The sequence below is a fragment of the Flagellimonas profundi genome (assembly GCF_017313275.1).
GTDB classification, from domain to species: domain Bacteria; phylum Bacteroidota; class Bacteroidia; order Flavobacteriales; family Flavobacteriaceae; genus Flagellimonas; species Flagellimonas profundi.
Map to the genome: position 1 here is coordinate 155769 of NZ_JAFLNM010000001.1, position 17035 is coordinate 172803.

At 40.5% G+C, this 17035-nt stretch carries 18 protein-coding genes; all 18 read left to right on the top strand.

Translation table 11 applies throughout. From position 1 onward, the window contains the following. Positions 1 to 39 precede the first annotated feature (39 nt). The 18 genes from J0654_RS00750 to J0654_RS00835 all read left to right on the top strand — a co-directional run bounded on the left by J0654_RS00750 (position 40) and on the right by J0654_RS00835 (position 17027). The gene (locus J0654_RS00750; RefSeq protein WP_207025774.1) at positions 40 to 642 is read left to right on the top strand and encodes a DUF6088 family protein; all 603 of its coding nucleotides are present in this window, start codon (positions 40 to 42) and stop codon (positions 640 to 642) included. After that, positions 635 to 1672: a nucleotidyl transferase AbiEii/AbiGii toxin family protein gene (locus J0654_RS00755; RefSeq protein ID WP_207025775.1), complete on the top strand. Its 1038-nt coding sequence runs from the start codon at positions 635 to 637 to the stop codon at positions 1670 to 1672. The genes J0654_RS00750 and J0654_RS00755 overlap by 8 nt, the downstream gene beginning before the upstream one ends. A 382-nt stretch (positions 1673 to 2054) precedes the next feature. Then, positions 2055 to 2555 (top strand): PRTRC system protein E, encoded by a 501-nt coding sequence (locus tag J0654_RS00760; protein WP_207025776.1) that lies wholly within the window; start codon positions 2055 to 2057, stop codon positions 2553 to 2555. Then, entirely contained in the window at positions 2542 to 2760 is a 219-nt protein-coding gene (locus J0654_RS00765) for a PRTRC system protein C (RefSeq protein WP_207025777.1), read from the top strand. The genes J0654_RS00760 and J0654_RS00765 overlap by 14 nt, the downstream gene beginning before the upstream one ends. Before the next feature lie 36 nt (positions 2761 to 2796). Continuing rightward, a complete protein-coding gene (locus J0654_RS00770; RefSeq protein ID WP_207025778.1) occupies positions 2797 to 3852 on the top strand; it encodes a hypothetical protein in 1056 nt (351 codons plus the stop codon). A gap of 1 nt (position 3853) precedes the next feature. Further along, on the top strand, positions 3854 to 4561 hold the full coding sequence (locus J0654_RS00775) for a hypothetical protein (RefSeq protein WP_207025779.1): 708 nt from the start codon (positions 3854 to 3856) through the stop codon (positions 4559 to 4561). Next, complete coding sequence (locus J0654_RS00780) at positions 4551 to 5330, top strand: PRTRC system ThiF family protein (protein ID WP_207025780.1); 780 nt, start codon at positions 4551 to 4553, stop codon at positions 5328 to 5330. Before J0654_RS00775 ends, J0654_RS00780 begins: the two co-directional genes overlap by 11 nt. Positions 5331 to 5336: 6 nt before the next feature. After that, positions 5337 to 5633, top strand: a complete 297-nt coding sequence (locus J0654_RS00785) for a hypothetical protein (RefSeq protein WP_207025781.1) — start codon at positions 5337 to 5339, stop codon at positions 5631 to 5633. A gap of 101 nt (positions 5634 to 5734) precedes the next feature. Continuing rightward, positions 5735 to 5965: a hypothetical protein gene (locus J0654_RS00790; protein ID WP_207025782.1), complete on the top strand. Its 231-nt coding sequence runs from the start codon at positions 5735 to 5737 to the stop codon at positions 5963 to 5965. Positions 5966 to 6359: 394 nt separating this feature from the next. Beyond that, positions 6360 to 7124, top strand: a complete 765-nt coding sequence (locus J0654_RS00795) for a hypothetical protein (RefSeq protein WP_207025784.1) — start codon at positions 6360 to 6362, stop codon at positions 7122 to 7124. Continuing rightward, complete coding sequence (locus J0654_RS00800; RefSeq protein WP_207025786.1) at positions 7121 to 7606, top strand: hypothetical protein; 486 nt, start codon at positions 7121 to 7123, stop codon at positions 7604 to 7606. Before J0654_RS00795 ends, J0654_RS00800 begins: the two co-directional genes overlap by 4 nt. A gap of 274 nt (positions 7607 to 7880) precedes the next feature. Beyond that, positions 7881 to 9200: a DNA phosphorothioation system sulfurtransferase DndC gene (gene dndC, locus J0654_RS00805; protein ID WP_207025787.1), complete on the top strand. Its 1320-nt coding sequence runs from the start codon at positions 7881 to 7883 to the stop codon at positions 9198 to 9200. Then, on the top strand, positions 9201 to 11330 hold the full coding sequence (gene dndD / locus J0654_RS00810; protein ID WP_207025789.1) for a DNA sulfur modification protein DndD: 2130 nt from the start codon (positions 9201 to 9203) through the stop codon (positions 11328 to 11330). Continuing rightward, positions 11314 to 12903: a DndE family protein gene (locus J0654_RS00815; RefSeq protein ID WP_207025792.1), complete on the top strand. Its 1590-nt coding sequence runs from the start codon at positions 11314 to 11316 to the stop codon at positions 12901 to 12903. Before dndD ends, J0654_RS00815 begins: the two co-directional genes overlap by 17 nt. A 10-nt stretch (positions 12904 to 12913) precedes the next feature. After that, a complete protein-coding gene (locus J0654_RS00820) occupies positions 12914 to 14260 on the top strand; it encodes an ATP-binding protein (protein ID WP_207025795.1) in 1347 nt (448 codons plus the stop codon). A 5-nt stretch (positions 14261 to 14265) separates the two neighbouring features. Then, a complete protein-coding gene (locus J0654_RS00825; protein WP_207025797.1) occupies positions 14266 to 15198 on the top strand; it encodes an O-methyltransferase in 933 nt (310 codons plus the stop codon). 442 nt (positions 15199 to 15640) lie between these two features. Beyond that, positions 15641 to 15988, top strand: coding sequence for a plasmid mobilization protein (locus tag J0654_RS00830; RefSeq protein ID WP_207025805.1), 348 nt, complete (start codon positions 15641 to 15643; stop codon positions 15986 to 15988). Continuing rightward, positions 15978 to 17027 carry a relaxase/mobilization nuclease domain-containing protein gene (locus J0654_RS00835; RefSeq protein ID WP_207025808.1) on the top strand — a complete coding sequence of 350 codons (1050 nt, stop codon included), beginning with the start codon at positions 15978 to 15980 and terminating at the stop codon, positions 17025 to 17027. The genes J0654_RS00830 and J0654_RS00835 overlap by 11 nt, the downstream gene beginning before the upstream one ends. Positions 17028 to 17035 lie beyond the last annotated feature (8 nt).

A 17035-nucleotide genomic window follows, 5' to 3' on the forward strand; every position in this document is an offset into this window, starting at 1 on the left:
TGTAACAAATATTTGCTAAATTTGTTACAAAATAAGCCTATGGAGAGTATCGAGTCCAAAATAAAGAAAAGTATTTCCAGGAAGAAACGGGGAGAGCTATTGTTCCCTGACGACTTTCGGGGGCTGGGTTCATCCGAAGCGGTACGTTTGGCCCTCCATAGATTGGAAAAGGAAGGTTATGTACAAAGGGTGGCCCAGGGAATCTATGCGCGTCCCAAAATAAGCAAATATGCAGGGGAGGTATTGCCAACGGCGGAGGAAATCGCAATGGCCATAGCCAAAAGGGACAAGATTAGGTTGGTGCCCACCGGGGCATATGCCCTAAGTGCGCTGGGGCTCAGTACACAAGTGCCCATGAAACTTGTCTTTCTTACCGATGGAGCCCCCAGGGAAATAAAACTGGGCAAACGAAGTATAAAACTGAAGAAGACCACCCCCAAGAATCTATCGGCCAAGGGCGGGATAAGCAGATTGGTGATACAGGCCCTCCGTGAAATTGGAAAGGACAGATTAACGGAAGAGGAGGAAGCAAAAATCATGGCCCTTTTGAAAAAAGAAGACCAAAAGGACCTGCTCCATGATATAGAACTGGCACCGGTATGGATACAGAAAATTATGGAAAAGAGCTTGGACAATGGATAAAACCACATTTTACAACATCCCCAAAGAGGATAAACTGGCCATCTATCAAAATGTAGGGAACAGAACGGGAGTGCCCGATTTTGCAGTTGAAAAGGACTGGTGGGTCGTCCATACATTGAGGACGATCTTTGAAATGGGAATAGGTGAACATTTGGTGTTCAAGGGCGGGACATCCTTGAGCAAGGCATGGAAACAGATAGAACGGTTCAGCGAGGATATTGACCTCGCCGTTGACCGTAGTTTTTTTGGGTATTCCGGGGAACTATCAAAAAAACAGCTCACGAAACTCAGGAAAGAAACAAGTTCCTATATTTCAGGGGAATTCTACCCTGAACTGCAAAGACGGTTCACGGAGAACGGATTCAATGATGTCGGTTTCAATATCGTTCCCGCCGAATCAAGCGACCAAGATCCACGTATCATAGAAATCTACTATCCCCATATCACCAAATCCCCCGGATACATACAGCTAAGGGTCCAGGTCGAGATCGGTTGCCGTTCCCTAAGGGAACCTTTTAGCCCCAAACCGATAAGTTCCTTTGTGGATGAACAATATCCCGATGCCGAATTCATGGAGCCTCCGGTGATGGTCCCATCCGTAACGCCCGAAAGGACTTTTTTGGAAAAACTGTTCCTTTTGCACGAGGAATTCCAACGTCCCAAGGAAAAGATAAGGGTGGACAGGCTTAGCCGCCACCTTTATGATATCTATCAATTGGCGAAAACGGAATTTGCGACCAATGCCATCCATGACATAGGATTATATGAAACCATTGTCAGCCACAGATATGTGTTCACAAGACTTGGCGGGGTGGATTATAACCTGCACCAACCCCAGACTATACAGCCCATCCCGCCATCGGATCTCGAAGAAGCTTGGCAGGCCGATTATAGGACAATGCAGGAACAGATGATTTATGGGGATTCCCCGACGTACAAAGATCTGATACAAGGAATCCATGGTTTTTTAGAAAAGATGAATGCCTTGGATTGGAAAATAAAATTGGAATTTTCCCCTCCCAAAAAATAAGAACAGAATGGGCAGGATTACCATAATGAAGTATTTTTTATGCTGTCATCCCTGTTCCTGCGGAAGTTGAAGACCCTTCCCTTCGGTCCGGGCGTTCAACCCCCTCGGAACCGGGCATAAAAGCAAGCGGGCGAAAAAACGCCCACTTGCATTTATCTTCCCACCGCTCGGATCATTCTTTTCCCTACCCATAAAATGGGACAACGACCCCTGTCGACCCATGGATGCTGTCATGGGACATGGCACCCTGACGGGTGCTTTTTTGTGGAAAGGGAGGAAGAAGAAAAGGGTGGATATTTCCTCGGATTATCCTGCCCTACCCACCCCCTGATCGTATATTTACAATAGTTAATCAATTGTAAAACAGTTAAATACATCGTTTATGAACCAATTTTTTTCATCCCTTGAAAAAACGGGGGTACGACAGTTGGGGCTGAGCATCACCTTTTCCGATGGAGAAGTATCGGTGTCCGTACTGCCCAAGAGCCATGCCGATGACAAGGGACTGAAATCCCTAAGACCATTGAGCCTACGAGCAAGCGTTGAGGAAATGGACAACAAGTTCTTCGAGGCCGTCCAAAGACCATTGGAGCGCACAAAGACCATGTTCGACAGCGTGGAGGCCTATGAGGCATCCCTGAAGGCTTCCGAGGGCAGAACGGCAAAGGCCAAGAAACAAAAGGAATCTTTGGGCAAGAAGACCACCGCCTTGCAGAACCTTATCAAGGAAAAGGACTTCAACCCGATGAAAGACCATGAGAGGGCGATCAAGGCTGCCAAGGAGATCTTGGCTATTGACCCCGAGAACAAAGAGGCCAAAAAGGTCTTGGAGCAGATGTCCCAATATGAATCACCAAACCTTTTCCAAGATGCAGATCGCTAACATAACACGAAAGTACCTTTTCCTGAACGGTAACAGGGAAAAGATCGAACTGGAGGATATCGACCCCGAAATGGGACATGAAAGGATCATGGAGCATTATTCCGCACTATATCCCGAACTGACCAATGCCAATGTCATGGACAAGGGCATTATCGATGGGTTCCATGAGGTGCACTTCCAATTATTGGCGGGAACCAAAGGTTGATGATATGAACGTGGATGAATTTTTAAACAAGGGAAAATGTACAACACCATCAAAGACCATCACCTCACGGGAACTCACGGAGTTTCACAACGACCTGTTCAGGGCGTTCCAACAGGACAGCCACCGTACAGGGACAAGGCGGATGAAGGCATTGTCAAAAAGAACGGACTGCTTCCTGACGTGAATGTATGGCCCATTGCCATGAACGATATATCGGAAAAGTATTCAGGGGACGGACTTCGCCAATTGGCAGGGCTGATGGTGGAGGTTACCCGAAAGTTCACGGGGAGCATCAATTCTTGGAGGTTCGATGAAAGGGACAGTCTGCAAGACCTTATTCTCAGATGTGCGAACAGGCTCAGGGACAGGGCAAGGGTCGATCTTATCGATGTATGTCGCAATTGCGATGGGGAGTTGGAACTTGACCTGAAACGGTACATAGGGAACAAGGGCAATATCTACTGTATCAACCTAAAGCCATTGTACGGGATGAAGCGCAAGAACAGAAAATTGTTCGATATACTCCTATCCTTTATCAAGGGACTTCCCTTTGATTCGATCTTTGATACGTGCGAGGACAGGATCGATTGGATATGGACTTTTTTGATCGAGGAAATGGAATATTGCAGGGAAGCCCACAATGAGGATTATGGGGAGAGATTGAAAGGTTCAGTTGATTTCCTGAGTCGCTACGAAAGGAAATACAACGACTTTCAAGTAAGGGACTGGAAATCCAGATTGGAAAGCTACAGACCCAAAAGGGAGGTGTACAAGAAACTAAAGGAACTCCTTTTGGCCTCGGAAAGATTGGATTTTCAGGTGGTACAACGGATCTCCGTCCGTGATGGATATGAGAGCATGGTCGATTTTTACCATACGTTCTTGATAACCGATGATGACGAGAGCGAATTTACCCGATCGTACATCAATATGCTCAATGATTGCTCCAACGAGTACGACCTGCTCTCCACCTATGCCCATGCGACTGTTAGCAATGATGGGATGGGGGCATTTGAGGAAGGACTGGAGGAAAAACTGAAGGAAGTGGAAAACTTTATTTGTGAACTGAACGAACTGATAGAACGGATTTGATATGGAAAAGATCATGGAATTGGACATGGACGATCATTTGGTGCCGAGATTTGCATTGATAGGCTATGCCAGTACACCAAGTCATTACAATACGGAGCATTATTTTGCCTACCATAGGATAGTTGGGGAATGTCTTACAGCGGGGATGCCCTTGACCAAGGATACCGCACGGAACCTCTTCAGGTGCTTGGAAGGGGAATTGATAAAATTTTCCTTTAAGGGATTGTTGCCCAAGAATCTGGTACACATTGATTTCAAGGGGGAACTCCATTTGATATGGATCGTCCATCCAAAACGGCACACCCTGTATTTTGATGAAAGGATGGGCATTCCGATAGGACAGTACCCCCTCCCCAAACTGGTCTTTTCGTTGAAAGGGAACACTCTGAACGTATTCGCCCTAAAGCGGAGCGATGTCCTTGACGGAGATACAGGGTTATACCATGCCCCCTTGCCCAATGTCAATGCACGGGGCAGGGTCTGCATGGGCAATGTTTCCATGGACTATAACGGGTTCGAGCATTATGAGGACATCATGGGGTTTATGGAAAAACAGTTCTTTTCCTCGGTTTTCACGGAAACCCACCATAACGACCTGATCAAGGGAAACCTTGTAGAAAGGATGAAAAATCTCAATGGAAAGCAGCGTTTCGACGATGCCCTACTCATTGCGAACAACATGACCATAAAACAACTCTATGAAAGATAGGATACATATCGCCCCCAATTATTTCTTCAACCCCACACACCCGATCACGATCTCGTTGATAGGGGTAGGTGGAAATGGTTCGCTATTCCTTGCGAGATTGGCGAGATTGGATTATGCCCTTCGCCAAACGGGACATCCCGGATTGCACGTCAGGGCATTTGATGGGGATATTGTCGAACCCATGAACATCGGTAGGCAATTGTTCACCCCACATGACCTTGGACAGAACAAGGTAGTCAATGCCCTGACCAAGATCAACCGTGCCTTTGGATTACAATGGGAAGGAATACCGATGAATGCCATGACCTTTGGTGATGACATCAGATCGAACATCATCGTGACCTGTGTGGACAATGCCAAATACAGGACGGCACTTTCTTTGGCTTTGAGGCACCCCCATAGGGGTTCTGAACATAGGACAATGTTCTACTGGCTCGACATGGGCAATAGCAGGGACACGGGGCAGTTCGTTCTTGGTAGCTTGTTCGAGGAAGATAGAAAATTGGGCGATGGTTCTTTGGAGTGCGTAAGCAGACTGAAGAAGATAACCGACCTTTTCCCGAATTTGGAAGATCACGATACCGAATCCCAACAGGGAAGGGGATGTGCCTATGCCGATCGGTTGATGGAACAGTCCCTTTATATCAACGATGTCTTGGTGGCTCAAGCATCGGACTGCCTGTTCAGGTTGTTGTCGCATAGACAATTATCCGTCCACGGGGGATTTGTGAACCTCAAAAGCGGGACGGTCAACCCTGTGAAAGTCTAGGAGAACATGAAGGATAATAAAAAAGTGTTCATAAAGGCATCCAATTATTGGGTGATCCATGATCTTGCCCTGTTGGGAAACTGGAACAGGGTACAAGGAACAAAATTACAGGCACTTTATCATCTTGTACAGTGCAGGGGCAAGGTCTTGGAGGGCCCAAATGACAGTAGGTATAAAGGTATAAAGGTACTGGAATACGGAGACGGGTGCTACATCGGCTTTATCCGTACCGCTTACAAAGCGGACACTTTTTTCCCCTGTAAACTCCATGTGGTAAGCCTACAGGAATTGGTGAAAAAATGAACGGAAAAAGACTCGGTATCGAAGTTTTCCAATCGGTCATTTATAGGGTTTTTGCGGGCCGATTTTTCACATAACTGAAATCGAACTTAAAATCAAAGAATATGATATTTTCGGAACTTTATAACGATCTTCCCTTGGTGGGTTTTCTTTGGGTGGTTCTATACACTTATTTGGGGATCCTACGCATCAAGCGATTGTTGAGGTTGCCATTCTTATTGGTGATCATCCTAATAGGGCTTATCCCAGGCATCTGGTTTGTACTTCCCATATTTGCCATTTTTGAACTGACCATGCAGATTATGAGGGCGCTTATTTATTTCAGGTTGATCTGAACCTTCATTTAAAGGCACTACCCTTGCGACCTTTCTTTTTCTCCCTTTCCATTGTTAGGGCATCCCCTATGCCCAAAAATTTATCAATGGCCTGCTATGAATTCTTGCCGACAAAAAGGTCAACATTGGTCTTTTTGCCGCTAAATTAATTGTCTTTGTTTGAAAAAATAATGTCCAAGATTGATTTTTAGATTAAGTATTATGTATTTTGAGAACAGTTTGAACAAAACCAAGGGTTTGGTCGATTTGATGAAAACATATTTGTGCTTCCGTAGAGGATTAAGGTAAATCTATCATCCAATTGGAAAGTTGCAAACCGTAAGGAACAATTGTGGTTTTGAAAACCGTTTAAAAACTACTGTTTTTATGTATGGAACCACACTAAAGTATTCATATGGCAGAAATTGCTTACGACATATTGAATTTTGATAAGCCTATTGGCGAAAAGTCTTTTCGGGACACGTTAAATGAGCTTGGGGGCAAAGACTCCAACACCTTAAAGACAGTCCTATCCGAAGAGCAGTTGAACTCACTTGTGGCAATCTTATTCGCTTATGGCCTCCACTATGATGAATTGGTGGAGGAGAAACGCCAACGTTTTTTAAATACCCTCATAGAGGAAAGGCTCCCGTTGTTTCAAGTGTCCCAAACATTCGTTGGACACCTATTGAACAATTTGGACCAAGGATCCAAGGCCGAGCTCCAACAGCTACTTCAAATGGAACACAACCTTGAGAAAATTCTTTCCAATGAAAGGTTATTGGATTTTGTAGAAATGGAACTGCTGGACCCGACCACCTCTTACCGAAAATGGGAATACGGACGTTACTTGATGGCATATATGGGTCAAAATGCTTTTGGTCACATCAAGTGGGATAAAATTGCAGATAAAAAGGATTTTCTTCAAAAATTGGGAGAGCAATTGGACAAACTGAATGAAAAGTTGGATCCCCAGGAAAAATTGTTTCTGCAAATGATGGTCCGGGGAATGTTAGAGCCCCAGAAGATTAATATAGCAGAATTTCTTTTCGTAGGTTCTTATGCTCAGGAAAATATGATGAGGCTTTCGGTAAGGATACAGGAACATTCAAAGATATTGAAAAGTGCTATCCAAAAGGAAATATCAAGACAAAAAGGCAAGGAAGGGCCAAATTTATGATTGATTCGGATGGATTGCTCAGACATCTCCAAAAATTGGGAGAAGAGGAGACCTCCTTGATCGGGCGCAAGCAATATACTCAATCCCAAATCAGGATAGCCGAAAGAATTGTCCAAGACCTACGAGATGACTTGGAAAAGGCTTCAATAAAACCCAAACTATCCCGTAGAAGGGCATTCATTGTCATATTAGAAGAACTATATTATGACGTACTTGAGTATCCAAGTGAACTTACCCTTGAGAATATCCATAGAAGGGCTTCACTACGATTTGAATATATGAACCGCAATATTAAAGCATTTACAACTCCGACAGAAATCCATCCCAAAAATCCATGCAAGTATTATGAGGACAATGGCCACGGAAAGGCGAGATATAGGGTTGCATTGGAACATTTGGTCGAGAGATTCGATACATATTTTCAAGAACCCAATGCCGAAGCTTCACTACGGTTTATTTACAGGGAAATAAAGCTTTGCTAATAACAGTTATAATATTATCTCTTCAGCTACCGAAATTTTCATTTCGACCGTGTTGCGATTTAAAAATTCATTGGTCATTTTAAAAGCAGTAATAAATAACGTATTTTTCAGCAATATTCCCCTCCCCAATCGAACTTGGTCAAAAACTGGTTTCGCAAAACGACTCTTTCGAGCTTTCATTCAATTTGCGATGCATACGTTATGCTCTGACGAATGGGTAAGAAAAACCAACAAAAACCTTTAATTTGTATAAAAATATTTTTTGATAATGAAGATGAGTTCAAGAATTGAACATATAATCAATGAAATAACCGATCAATACCTTTTGGATGACGGTGCCATACCATGGATAATCGGCTTTAGTGGCGGTAAGGATTCCACAGTACTGCTGCAATTGGTATGGACAGCTTTGAAAAACCTTGGTGATATCAATGGAATATCCCCCCGTGATGTTTACGTAGTTTGTAATGATACTATGGTTGAAAATCCCATTATATCAAACTATGTGGACAAAGTTCTCGATAAAATCCAAGAGACAGCAGTCAGAGATGGATTGAATATCCAAGTCCAAAAAACTACACCGAGGCTTGAAGATTCCTTTTGGTTGAACATTATTGGAAAGGGATACCCAGTGCCAAACAATGCTTTTAGGTGGTGCACGGAGAAACTGAAAATCAAGCCTACTTCCCGTTTTGTGGTCGATCAAATCGATGAAAAAGGGAAGGCAATTGTGTTGGTCGGGACACGTTCGGATGAGAGCCAGAATAGGGCACGAATGATCAAAAAGCATGAGATAAGGGGAAAGCGATTGTCCAAACATTCCAATCTTAGAAATGCATTTATTTATTCTCCAATCAAAAATTTATTGTTGGAAGAGATATGGTACATTATCAATACCATGCCATCACCTTGGGGTGCCAGTAATGATGAACTTTTTCAAATCTATTCGGATGCAAGTTCGGACGATTATGAATGTCCAACAATGGTTTCCAATAAAAATCATTCTTCTTGTGGAAACAGTAGGTTTGGGTGTTGGACCTGCACGGTGGTCAAAAAGGATAAATCCATGTCCTCGTTAGTAGACAATGGCTTTAATTGGCTAGCACCATTACTTGAATTCAGGAACGAGCTCATGGAAGGAAGGAACATTCCTAAAAATAGATCTACCAAGCGGAGAAATGGAACTGATGCCAAGAACGGCATGGGAACCTATAAAGCTAAATATAGGGCTGAAATTTTGGAAAGACTTTTAGAGACCCAAAAGACCATTCAAGAAACCTATCCTGAAATTGAACTTATAACAAATCAGGAAATGGTGGCGATCCAAGTTACTTGGTACAGGGACTTTATCTTCAAATATAAAGTGGCCCACATATACAACAATGTTTACTCAAAAGAGCTGGATATGAACAAACAGGATGAAAATTTCAGAAAAGAGGAAGAGCTTCTAAAGGAAGTATGCGAGAATGATGAACAGTTTAGCCTTATCCAAGATCATCTTGCCTTATCCAAGAATAAGGCGCTTTTAACAAAAAAGCGAGGATTGAAAGAGGATCTTGAAAGGAGGATAAAAAAAATGATCGATAAAAAATAGATGTACATAAAGGAAATAGAGCTCCGTAACTTCCGCATATATAAGGGAGTCAACAACATTTCACTTATTCCAGATAAGGAAAAGAACCTGATCGTGATAAGTGGAAAAAATGGTTTTGGTAAAACCACCTTTTTAATGTCCCTTGTTTGGTGTCTATACGGAAGACAAATGGAAAAGGTGGATGACCTTTATAAAAAGGAAATTTGGGATAAAGGTGGATATGGTAAATTCATAGGGAATAGTCTCAACCACATAGCTCGTGAGAACGGGGAATCGACCTTTTCCGTTGCCGTTACATTCACGGAGGTTAAAATACCGGACATTACCTGTAATGAAGTAAAGGTAATCCGTTCCTATAACACTGAAACAGGTACAGCAGAAAACCTAAAAATTCTTATTGATGGGCACCCAAACCAGATAACGGATGACCTTTCCACCCAAAATCAGGATGGTGGGGAAATATTTGTTAGAGAGTTCATACTGCCAATTGAAATTGCAAAGTTTTTCTTTTTTGATGCTGAAAAAATTGTCTCGTTGGCAGAAGTGAACGGCAAAGAGCAGAGAAAGGCACTTGGCACCGCATATTCAGAGGTCTTGGGGATTCACAAGTATGAAGCACTTAGGACCCAGTTGGAGAACCTTCAGGACGAATACCGCAAGGAATCCGCAAAACCAAAAGACAGAAAGGACTTTGTTGATATTGAAGCTGCCCTGGAGAAAATTGAAATCGATATTGAGAATGTTGAGAAAGAGATTGATGATGCCACTCAATTAAAAGTCGAAAAAAAAGCGGAAGCGGATAAGATACAACGGACCCTTATCAAAGAGGGTAACCATATGTCACTGGAAGAAGTAGAGGAATTAAAGGAACAGGAATCCAAATTGGATACGGTTATCCAAGATTTAAGAATCCAATTAAAGGATTATTATGAAATCATTCCCTTTGGCCTTGCAGGAGATACTTTATTCAACATGGCCATTCAATTGGAAAATGAGCGAATAATAAAGGAAAGCGAAAATTCTCAATCCAATGCTAAAGAAAAAACCAGACTGTTTCTTAATGAACTTGAAACCTTGCGTTCCCAAACCGATATAATAGTGGATGTTGGTGTTAGGAGATTTTATGAGGAACACATAGAAAAACTTATTGGAAAACACTTCTTTGGGGATAGTGCTTCAATTCCAGATGATTTTACGATACTTCATGATTTCAGTTCTGTTCAGGTCAATGAATTGGATCAATTGATCGATACCCTTCGCTATTCCTTCAAGGAAGAGTTTAGAAAAATATCGAATGGATACCAAAATGCACGGTCGGAAATTGCCAGTATTCAACGTAAACTGAGAAAGGCAGAAAAGGATGCCGATGATGCCTACATTTCCGGCCTTAAGGAACAAAAGAAAAAACTTGATGGTATCATTTCAGGAGCTGAATCGGAAATCGATGTCTTGAATCAAAAGCTTGGAGGGTTGAATAATGACAAAAAGATAGCCCGCCAGCGTCAAGCAGAACTAAGAAAAAAGATTGAGGTTTCGCAAAAGAACCAAGCCGCAAATCAAATTATTGAAAATGAAGTAAAGACCCTTAAAAAATTTATTGCCAGATTTAAGGAAAGAAAAAAAGAATCCTTGGAGGTCAGGATAAAAGAAGGATTGAACCTTTTAATGCATAAAAACGATTTTATTTCCCGTGTAGAAGTTGATATCAGTCTCTCTGGCGAGGACATTGAAATAAGTTTGTACACTAAAATTGGTAGTAAGGAAGTCAAAATCGACAAGGGTTCGCTTTCGATGGGTGAACGTCAAATGTATTCATCAGCCTTGCTCAGTGCGCTTGTGGAAGAGTCAAATATTGACTTTCCAGTTTTCATTGATAGTCCAATGCAAAAATTTGACAGGGAGCACGCCCAGAACATTATCAAGCATTTTTATCCAAAAGTATCAAAACAGGTGATTCTTTTCCCTTTGATACATAAAGAGTTAACATCTGAGGAATATGACCTTCTCATAAAGAACGTCAGCAATACGTACATCATAAAGAACACTCCTTCCATAGGTTCTGAATTTCTTGAAGTTGAACCCAAAAAATTGATCTCAAAATACAACGAGTTATATGTGGCATCAAATTAACATACATACCTCCGGCAAAAACAAGGAGGTTGTCCAAAAATTGACCCGTAAATTACCTACAGGCACAAAGGAGAATGTGATTGCTCGATTAGCTTTGGGATATTCCCTGCAAACAGGAAAGAAATTTTCGAAACCCGAGTTCACTGAATATGATTCCAAGGGCAAAGAGTACAAGGACCATATTCTTTTTGATGCCCGTTATCGAGATCTTTCAATAGCCCTTATTTGTCAACATTATGAAGTTTATCGAACACATGAAGATATTCCAAAATATGTTAAATTACATGTGGACCATGGCCTCGAAATGATCAACCAACTTTTTGAGGATAATCCAAATTTTACCTTTTTTGATTTTCTTCAAGAGTATTTGGATAGGGGCATATCCTATCTTGAGGATACGACCGTCAGTAATTCTGCGGTTCGGAATACAAATCAGAACATCGATAAGAGCTATTTTGTTGAACCTATTTTGATAGAAGTAGGCAATCCCATTGATGATGGACAAGATAACCCGATTACAATGGAGTTGAATAATATTACCTTGCGGAGCAATGCCCATATTGCAGTGGCAGGAAAATCCGGATCGGGAAAAACACAGTTTATCCTGTCATTTCTTAATCGATTGCATAAGTCAAGTAACGGACAGGTCAACTATCTTTTTCTTGATTTTAAGGGGCTAAAGCAAGGAGATATTGAGGTGATGCAGCCTTTTTTCACTAGAACCCAATGTGAGTTCATTGATGCACCACACAAACCATTTCCGTTCAACCCATTGAGTTTTATTGATAATATCAATGAGAAGGACAAACTTATGGGAATCAATAAGTTTGTTGATATAATAGCCAAATACTCCAATATTGGAAAGCGACAGGAACAGGAGCTGAAGCATGCGACTAAGGAAGCTTTTCATGACATGACCGGGGGGGAATACCCCACATTGAATCTCATTTATGAAAAGGTGCTCGAAGTTTATGGGGATAAACGTGATACGCTGACGGAAATCTTGGAAGGACTGAGCGAACTTGATATTTTTCAAAAGAACCACTCAAATTCATTTTTGCTAAAAAACCATTATTTCTCCTTAAGTGGGGATTTACCAAATGCGATTAGGTTTACCTCGGTCTTTTTGATTATCAATTATGTATATAACATCTTTATGAATATGGAAAACACTCCTGTTGAAAATAATTACAAGGGGATTCGTTATGCATTGGTAATCGATGAGGCACATGTCATATTCAAGGATAAAAAGGCTCAAAATCTTCTTGATTCCATGCTCAGGGAAATCCGTTCAAAAGGGGTGTCGGTCATTCTTTTGTCCCAAGGTATTTCCGAGTTTACACAGCCTGAAACGGAATTTTCGAGTAACTGTGACAATGCATTTTTACTTGACATCAATGATAAGGGTAACTCGAAGGCCATAAGCAAGTTTTTGGGATTAAGTGATCGGGAAGGAATCAAGGCGGCTAGGAGTATTGAGAAGATTGAGACTGGAATGGCCATTTCAAATATTGGAGAGTTTGAAAAAGGTTCATTGTTTACATTAAATCAAATTCATAAGGATGAAATCTAACTGCAAATAAATGGACAATCAAATAAATGGGAATCCCACAAAAACTTTTTTTATCGAGATGATAACCCGTGACATTTCAATAAAAGATGCAATACTTGATTTATTGGATAATTCAATTGATGGTGCGAATGCAATAAATCCTAATGACTATACAGGTCTTTATATTGATATTACGGTCAGTAATGACGGGTTTAAGGTAAAGGATAATTGTGGGGGTTTCACATTAGAAACAGCAAAAAAATATGCTTTTCGATTTGGTCGTCCAGATGAAATGGTTCATAATGCCGGATCAATTGGTCGTTTTGGAGTAGGAATGAAAAGAGCGCTTTTCAAGATGGGTATGAACTTTGAAGTTGAGTCCAAAACAGATAATGATCACTTCCAAATCGATGTCGATGTTTCCCAATGGAAAAATAAGAAAAAGACAGTAACATTGGATAATGATGATGAAGAACAAATAGAAATCGATGATTGGAATTTTGAATATCAATTAATTAGTTTAGAAACGGTTAATCTTGAAGAAAACGGAACATATATAGCTGTTTCAAATTTAAAAAAAGAGGTTTCGGCAATATTTTCAGACCCCGAATTTTTAGTGGAATTGGAGAATGATATAGAGCGGTTTCTCAATTTTAGCTTAGAAAAAGGTCTTATCATAAGGTTAAATGGAAAGGAGCTTAAAAAAAGAGGGGTTGTCCTATTTAATGAGCAGTCAAAGCCCTATATGTATGAAGGGATAATTGATGGGGTGACTGTTAGAATTAGCGCAGGATTGAGTCATGTTGGCGAACCTAAAGCATCCGGATGGTATATATATTGCAATGACAGATTGGTTGTTGAAGAGAATAAATATGAAGAAACAGGTTGGGGAACCTCCAATATTCCCAAGTGGCATCCAGATTATGTGATGTTCAAGGGAGTTGTTTTCCTTGATTCAGAAGATACAATAAAACTACCCTTAACAACTACAAAAAAGGGTATCGATACCACATCCGAACTTTATAAAAAAGTACTTTTTTTTATGAGGGAAGCAATGAGTTCGGTATTGGGTTTCCTAAAAGAAGTTAGAAAGCTGGGAAGTGAAGCCAATGATTACAGAAAGATGTTAGGCGAACAAGAAGCCAATATTACTGTGGCAGTACTCAAAACCGCAAATATAGATGAGGAAAGGCTGTTTATTTCTCCAGAAATCGATTTAGATACAATTGCAGATAAAAAAAGCCATGTTCGGATAGCCTATAATGTAGATAGGGAGCTGGCTTCCAAAGCCAAACAACATTCTGAATGCTCGAGTTTTAAGCAATTGGGAGAATATACTTTTGAATATTACCTAAAAATGGAAGAATTAACCAATTAGGAGATATGAATAGTCCAAAAAAGTTAAACTACGAGGTTCGCCCTGTTAAGTTTACTGAAAGAAAAATGATGTTGGCAATCCTCCAGCGTGTGTGTGGTTATTTTGGGAATAAATACCAATACATTGGATTCGGGGGGCTTACATTTACCGATTTTAAACTTTTCCATAAGGAACTACATGTTGATGAAATGACGACAATCGAAGCTGGCTCTTTTAGTAAAGAAAAAATAGAATTCAATTCTCCCTACTCATTTATTAAGATATTTATGGAAGGTAGTACCTCGGCTTTAAATAAAATAGACTTAAAGAAAAAGAGCCTAGTTTGGCTTGACTATGATGGGGTATTGGATGATTATATGTTCGATGACATAACCTTGTTGTTCTCAAAACTACCCGAAGGAAGTATTTATGTGATTTCTTGCAATAAAGAACTCAAGTTTTCTGAAACAAATACTGAATATACTACAGAGCAGTTTAAAGAGAAGTTTGGAAGTTTGGTTCCTTTCGATTTGTCAAATGAGGATTTTTCGGGCCTAAATAACCATAAAACTATTAGAAAAATGTTGTTGTCTCACATTCAGAAAGTACTTAAAGAAAGATCTGGGATAGAATCGGAGCTTAACTTTCATCAATTGTTCAATGTAATCTACAGAGAAAACCGAGGAGCTAATATGTTTACATATGGTGGGGTTTTGGGAGGCGACAATTTTAACCCGGAAGAATTAAGTTTAGTTGATTTTGATTTTTTTAATCCTGAGGACAATGCATACAAAATCGAAATGCCAAATTTAACTCGAAAAGAAGTAGAGTTGATAAATAGTAAAATTCACCTTAAAGAAAAAGAATTATTGGAAATGAACGTGATTTCTGAGAATGATTTGGAAAAATACAAAAAGAGCTATAAGTATATGCCTCATTTTTATGACATCAGAGTGTGATTGGAATCTTTTTTAATATTGACCGAGGTTAAAATGAGTTTTATAGAAATACGCTATTATGTGTACTGTCCACTTCTTAACCTAGTACTTGAAAAGAACCTTTTATAGGCTCAGTTGTAGATCTTTAAACAAATTTGAGAGCCTTCATCAAGTATGAAATAGGTTCAAGATTTTGAATTTTAAAACGGTATTCTTTATTCTTCCCTTCCCACAAAAATACATCTTTGTGATTTCGCCCAATCCTTGATTTTCAATTAAGAAAATACATTGGATAGATTTACCGTACATATAACCGTGTACGACAAAACCCTTGCAAGTAATCCATAGGCCATAGGTTTGTGATATAATTAATTGGAGGTCACGAAGCAAGTTGTGTTTTTGCTAACAAAAACCCTGCGCACCTTGTTTGCAGTTTGCCTTGTGATCCGTTAAATCATTTGAAATGGGAAGGCCAAAAAAAGAACTTGGGTTATTAAAAACAATACAGGTCAATGTCAGGATGACTGCTGCTGATCATTCCAAAGTTTCCGTTAATGCAGAAACCATCGGGCTGTCCGTTGCCGAATATATCCGAAGAAAATGTACGGGAAAATCCTTGCCGAATAAAAAGATAACCCCATTGGACAGGAAACTCTTTGTCGACTTGAGCCGGGTGGGAAACAACCTGAACCAACTTGCCAGGGTGTCAAACTCAGGTATCCGTGACCCGTTCAATATCATTAAACAATTGGAGGAGGTAAAAATGCTGTTGCAACAGCTCAAATCAAGTATAGCGAACAATGATAGGTAAGATAACCATAGGAAAGGATTTTTACGGTGTTCTTGCCTACAATGAAAAAAAGGTAAGCGAAGGTGTAGGGTATGTAATCGATTCCAATATCGGACAATCCACAGCGGTGAATATGACACAGGAATTCAATTTGATCAGGCAATTGCGGCCAGGATTGGGCAATGCGGTCCTCCATGTTTCCTTGAACCTGCCCTACTCAGATCAATTAAACGATAAGGAGTTTGCTTCATTCGGATGCGACTATCTAATGAAGATGGGTTTCGATAACAACCAGTTCATTATGTACCGTCATAAGGACACGGAACACGAACACATCCATATAGTGGCCAATAGGGTCAGGTATTCGGGTAGGATAACGAGTGACAGTAACATTAAAAGAAGAAGCCGGGAAGTGCTCAATGATTTGGAGAGGAAATATGGATTGACTCAAATTTCAACAAAAATTGGTGGAAAAAAATCACTTGATCAAAAGGAAATAGAGAAAACCCTGAGAACAGGCGATGTACCTATCAAACTTGTCCTACAGGAGCGAATTGGTTCGGCAATCTCAAAAGCAATGGACACAACAGAATTTATCAAGTTGCTACAAGAGCAAAATATCTCGCCAAGATTCAACGTAAGCAAAACCACAGGCAGGGTTTCGGGGATATCTTTCAAATATCATGATGTGGTATATAAAGGCAGTACCCTAGGCAAAAAATTCTCATGGAACAGTATTATAAAACAAATCGATTATGAGCAAACAAGAGACCGTTCAGTTATATTATCGGCTAATGGAAAAGAACGAGGAACTGATCAAGCTGACGAAGGAAACGATGAAGGAACAGTCAAGGTTGAACCAAGAAATAATGGGACTGCAAAAGGCACTCGAAATTCTGCTCAACAATCAAAAAGTCATGTGGGGGAAATTAAGGAAAATGGAATAGTCGAGTCTTTAATGGATGAATCGGAATGGAATCCTTTTAAGCTGGAACTTACTGACCATGGTGCCAGAAAAAAGTCTGAAAGAAAGAAGAAAAGAAAGGGATTGAACAAATAAATCGAATC

What these genes read in the sequence shown, in the direction of transcription:
- J0654_RS00795 (WP_207025784.1), top strand. Translation starts at nt 6,360, where the DNA reads ATGGCAGAAATTGCTTACGACATATTGAATTTTGATAAGCCTATTGGC.
- J0654_RS00780 (WP_207025780.1), top strand. Translation starts at nt 4,551, where the DNA reads ATGAAAGATAGGATACATATCGCCCCCAATTATTTCTTCAACCCCACA.
- J0654_RS00835 (WP_207025808.1), top strand. Translation starts at nt 15,978, where the DNA reads ATGATAGGTAAGATAACCATAGGAAAGGATTTTTACGGTGTTCTTGCC.
- dndC (WP_207025787.1), top strand. Translation starts at nt 7,881, where the DNA reads ATGAGTTCAAGAATTGAACATATAATCAATGAAATAACCGATCAATAC.
- J0654_RS00770 (WP_207025778.1), top strand. Translation starts at nt 2,797, where the DNA reads ATGTACAACACCATCAAAGACCATCACCTCACGGGAACTCACGGAGTT.
- dndD (WP_207025789.1), top strand. Translation starts at nt 9,201, where the DNA reads ATGTACATAAAGGAAATAGAGCTCCGTAACTTCCGCATATATAAGGGA.
- J0654_RS00760 (WP_207025776.1), top strand. Translation starts at nt 2,055, where the DNA reads ATGAACCAATTTTTTTCATCCCTTGAAAAAACGGGGGTACGACAGTTG.
- J0654_RS00790 (WP_207025782.1), top strand. Translation starts at nt 5,735, where the DNA reads ATGATATTTTCGGAACTTTATAACGATCTTCCCTTGGTGGGTTTTCTT.
- J0654_RS00755 (WP_207025775.1), top strand. Translation starts at nt 635, where the DNA reads ATGGATAAAACCACATTTTACAACATCCCCAAAGAGGATAAACTGGCC.
- J0654_RS00800 (WP_207025786.1), top strand. Translation starts at nt 7,121, where the DNA reads ATGATTGATTCGGATGGATTGCTCAGACATCTCCAAAAATTGGGAGAA.
- J0654_RS00765 (WP_207025777.1), top strand. Translation starts at nt 2,542, where the DNA reads ATGCAGATCGCTAACATAACACGAAAGTACCTTTTCCTGAACGGTAAC.
- J0654_RS00830 (WP_207025805.1), top strand. Translation starts at nt 15,641, where the DNA reads ATGGGAAGGCCAAAAAAAGAACTTGGGTTATTAAAAACAATACAGGTC.
- J0654_RS00815 (WP_207025792.1), top strand. Translation starts at nt 11,314, where the DNA reads ATGTGGCATCAAATTAACATACATACCTCCGGCAAAAACAAGGAGGTT.
- J0654_RS00775 (WP_207025779.1), top strand. Translation starts at nt 3,854, where the DNA reads ATGGAAAAGATCATGGAATTGGACATGGACGATCATTTGGTGCCGAGA.
- J0654_RS00785 (WP_207025781.1), top strand. Translation starts at nt 5,337, where the DNA reads ATGAAGGATAATAAAAAAGTGTTCATAAAGGCATCCAATTATTGGGTG.
- J0654_RS00825 (WP_207025797.1), top strand. Translation starts at nt 14,266, where the DNA reads ATGAATAGTCCAAAAAAGTTAAACTACGAGGTTCGCCCTGTTAAGTTT.
- J0654_RS00750 (WP_207025774.1), top strand. Translation starts at nt 40, where the DNA reads ATGGAGAGTATCGAGTCCAAAATAAAGAAAAGTATTTCCAGGAAGAAA.
- J0654_RS00820 (WP_207025795.1), top strand. Translation starts at nt 12,914, where the DNA reads ATGGACAATCAAATAAATGGGAATCCCACAAAAACTTTTTTTATCGAG.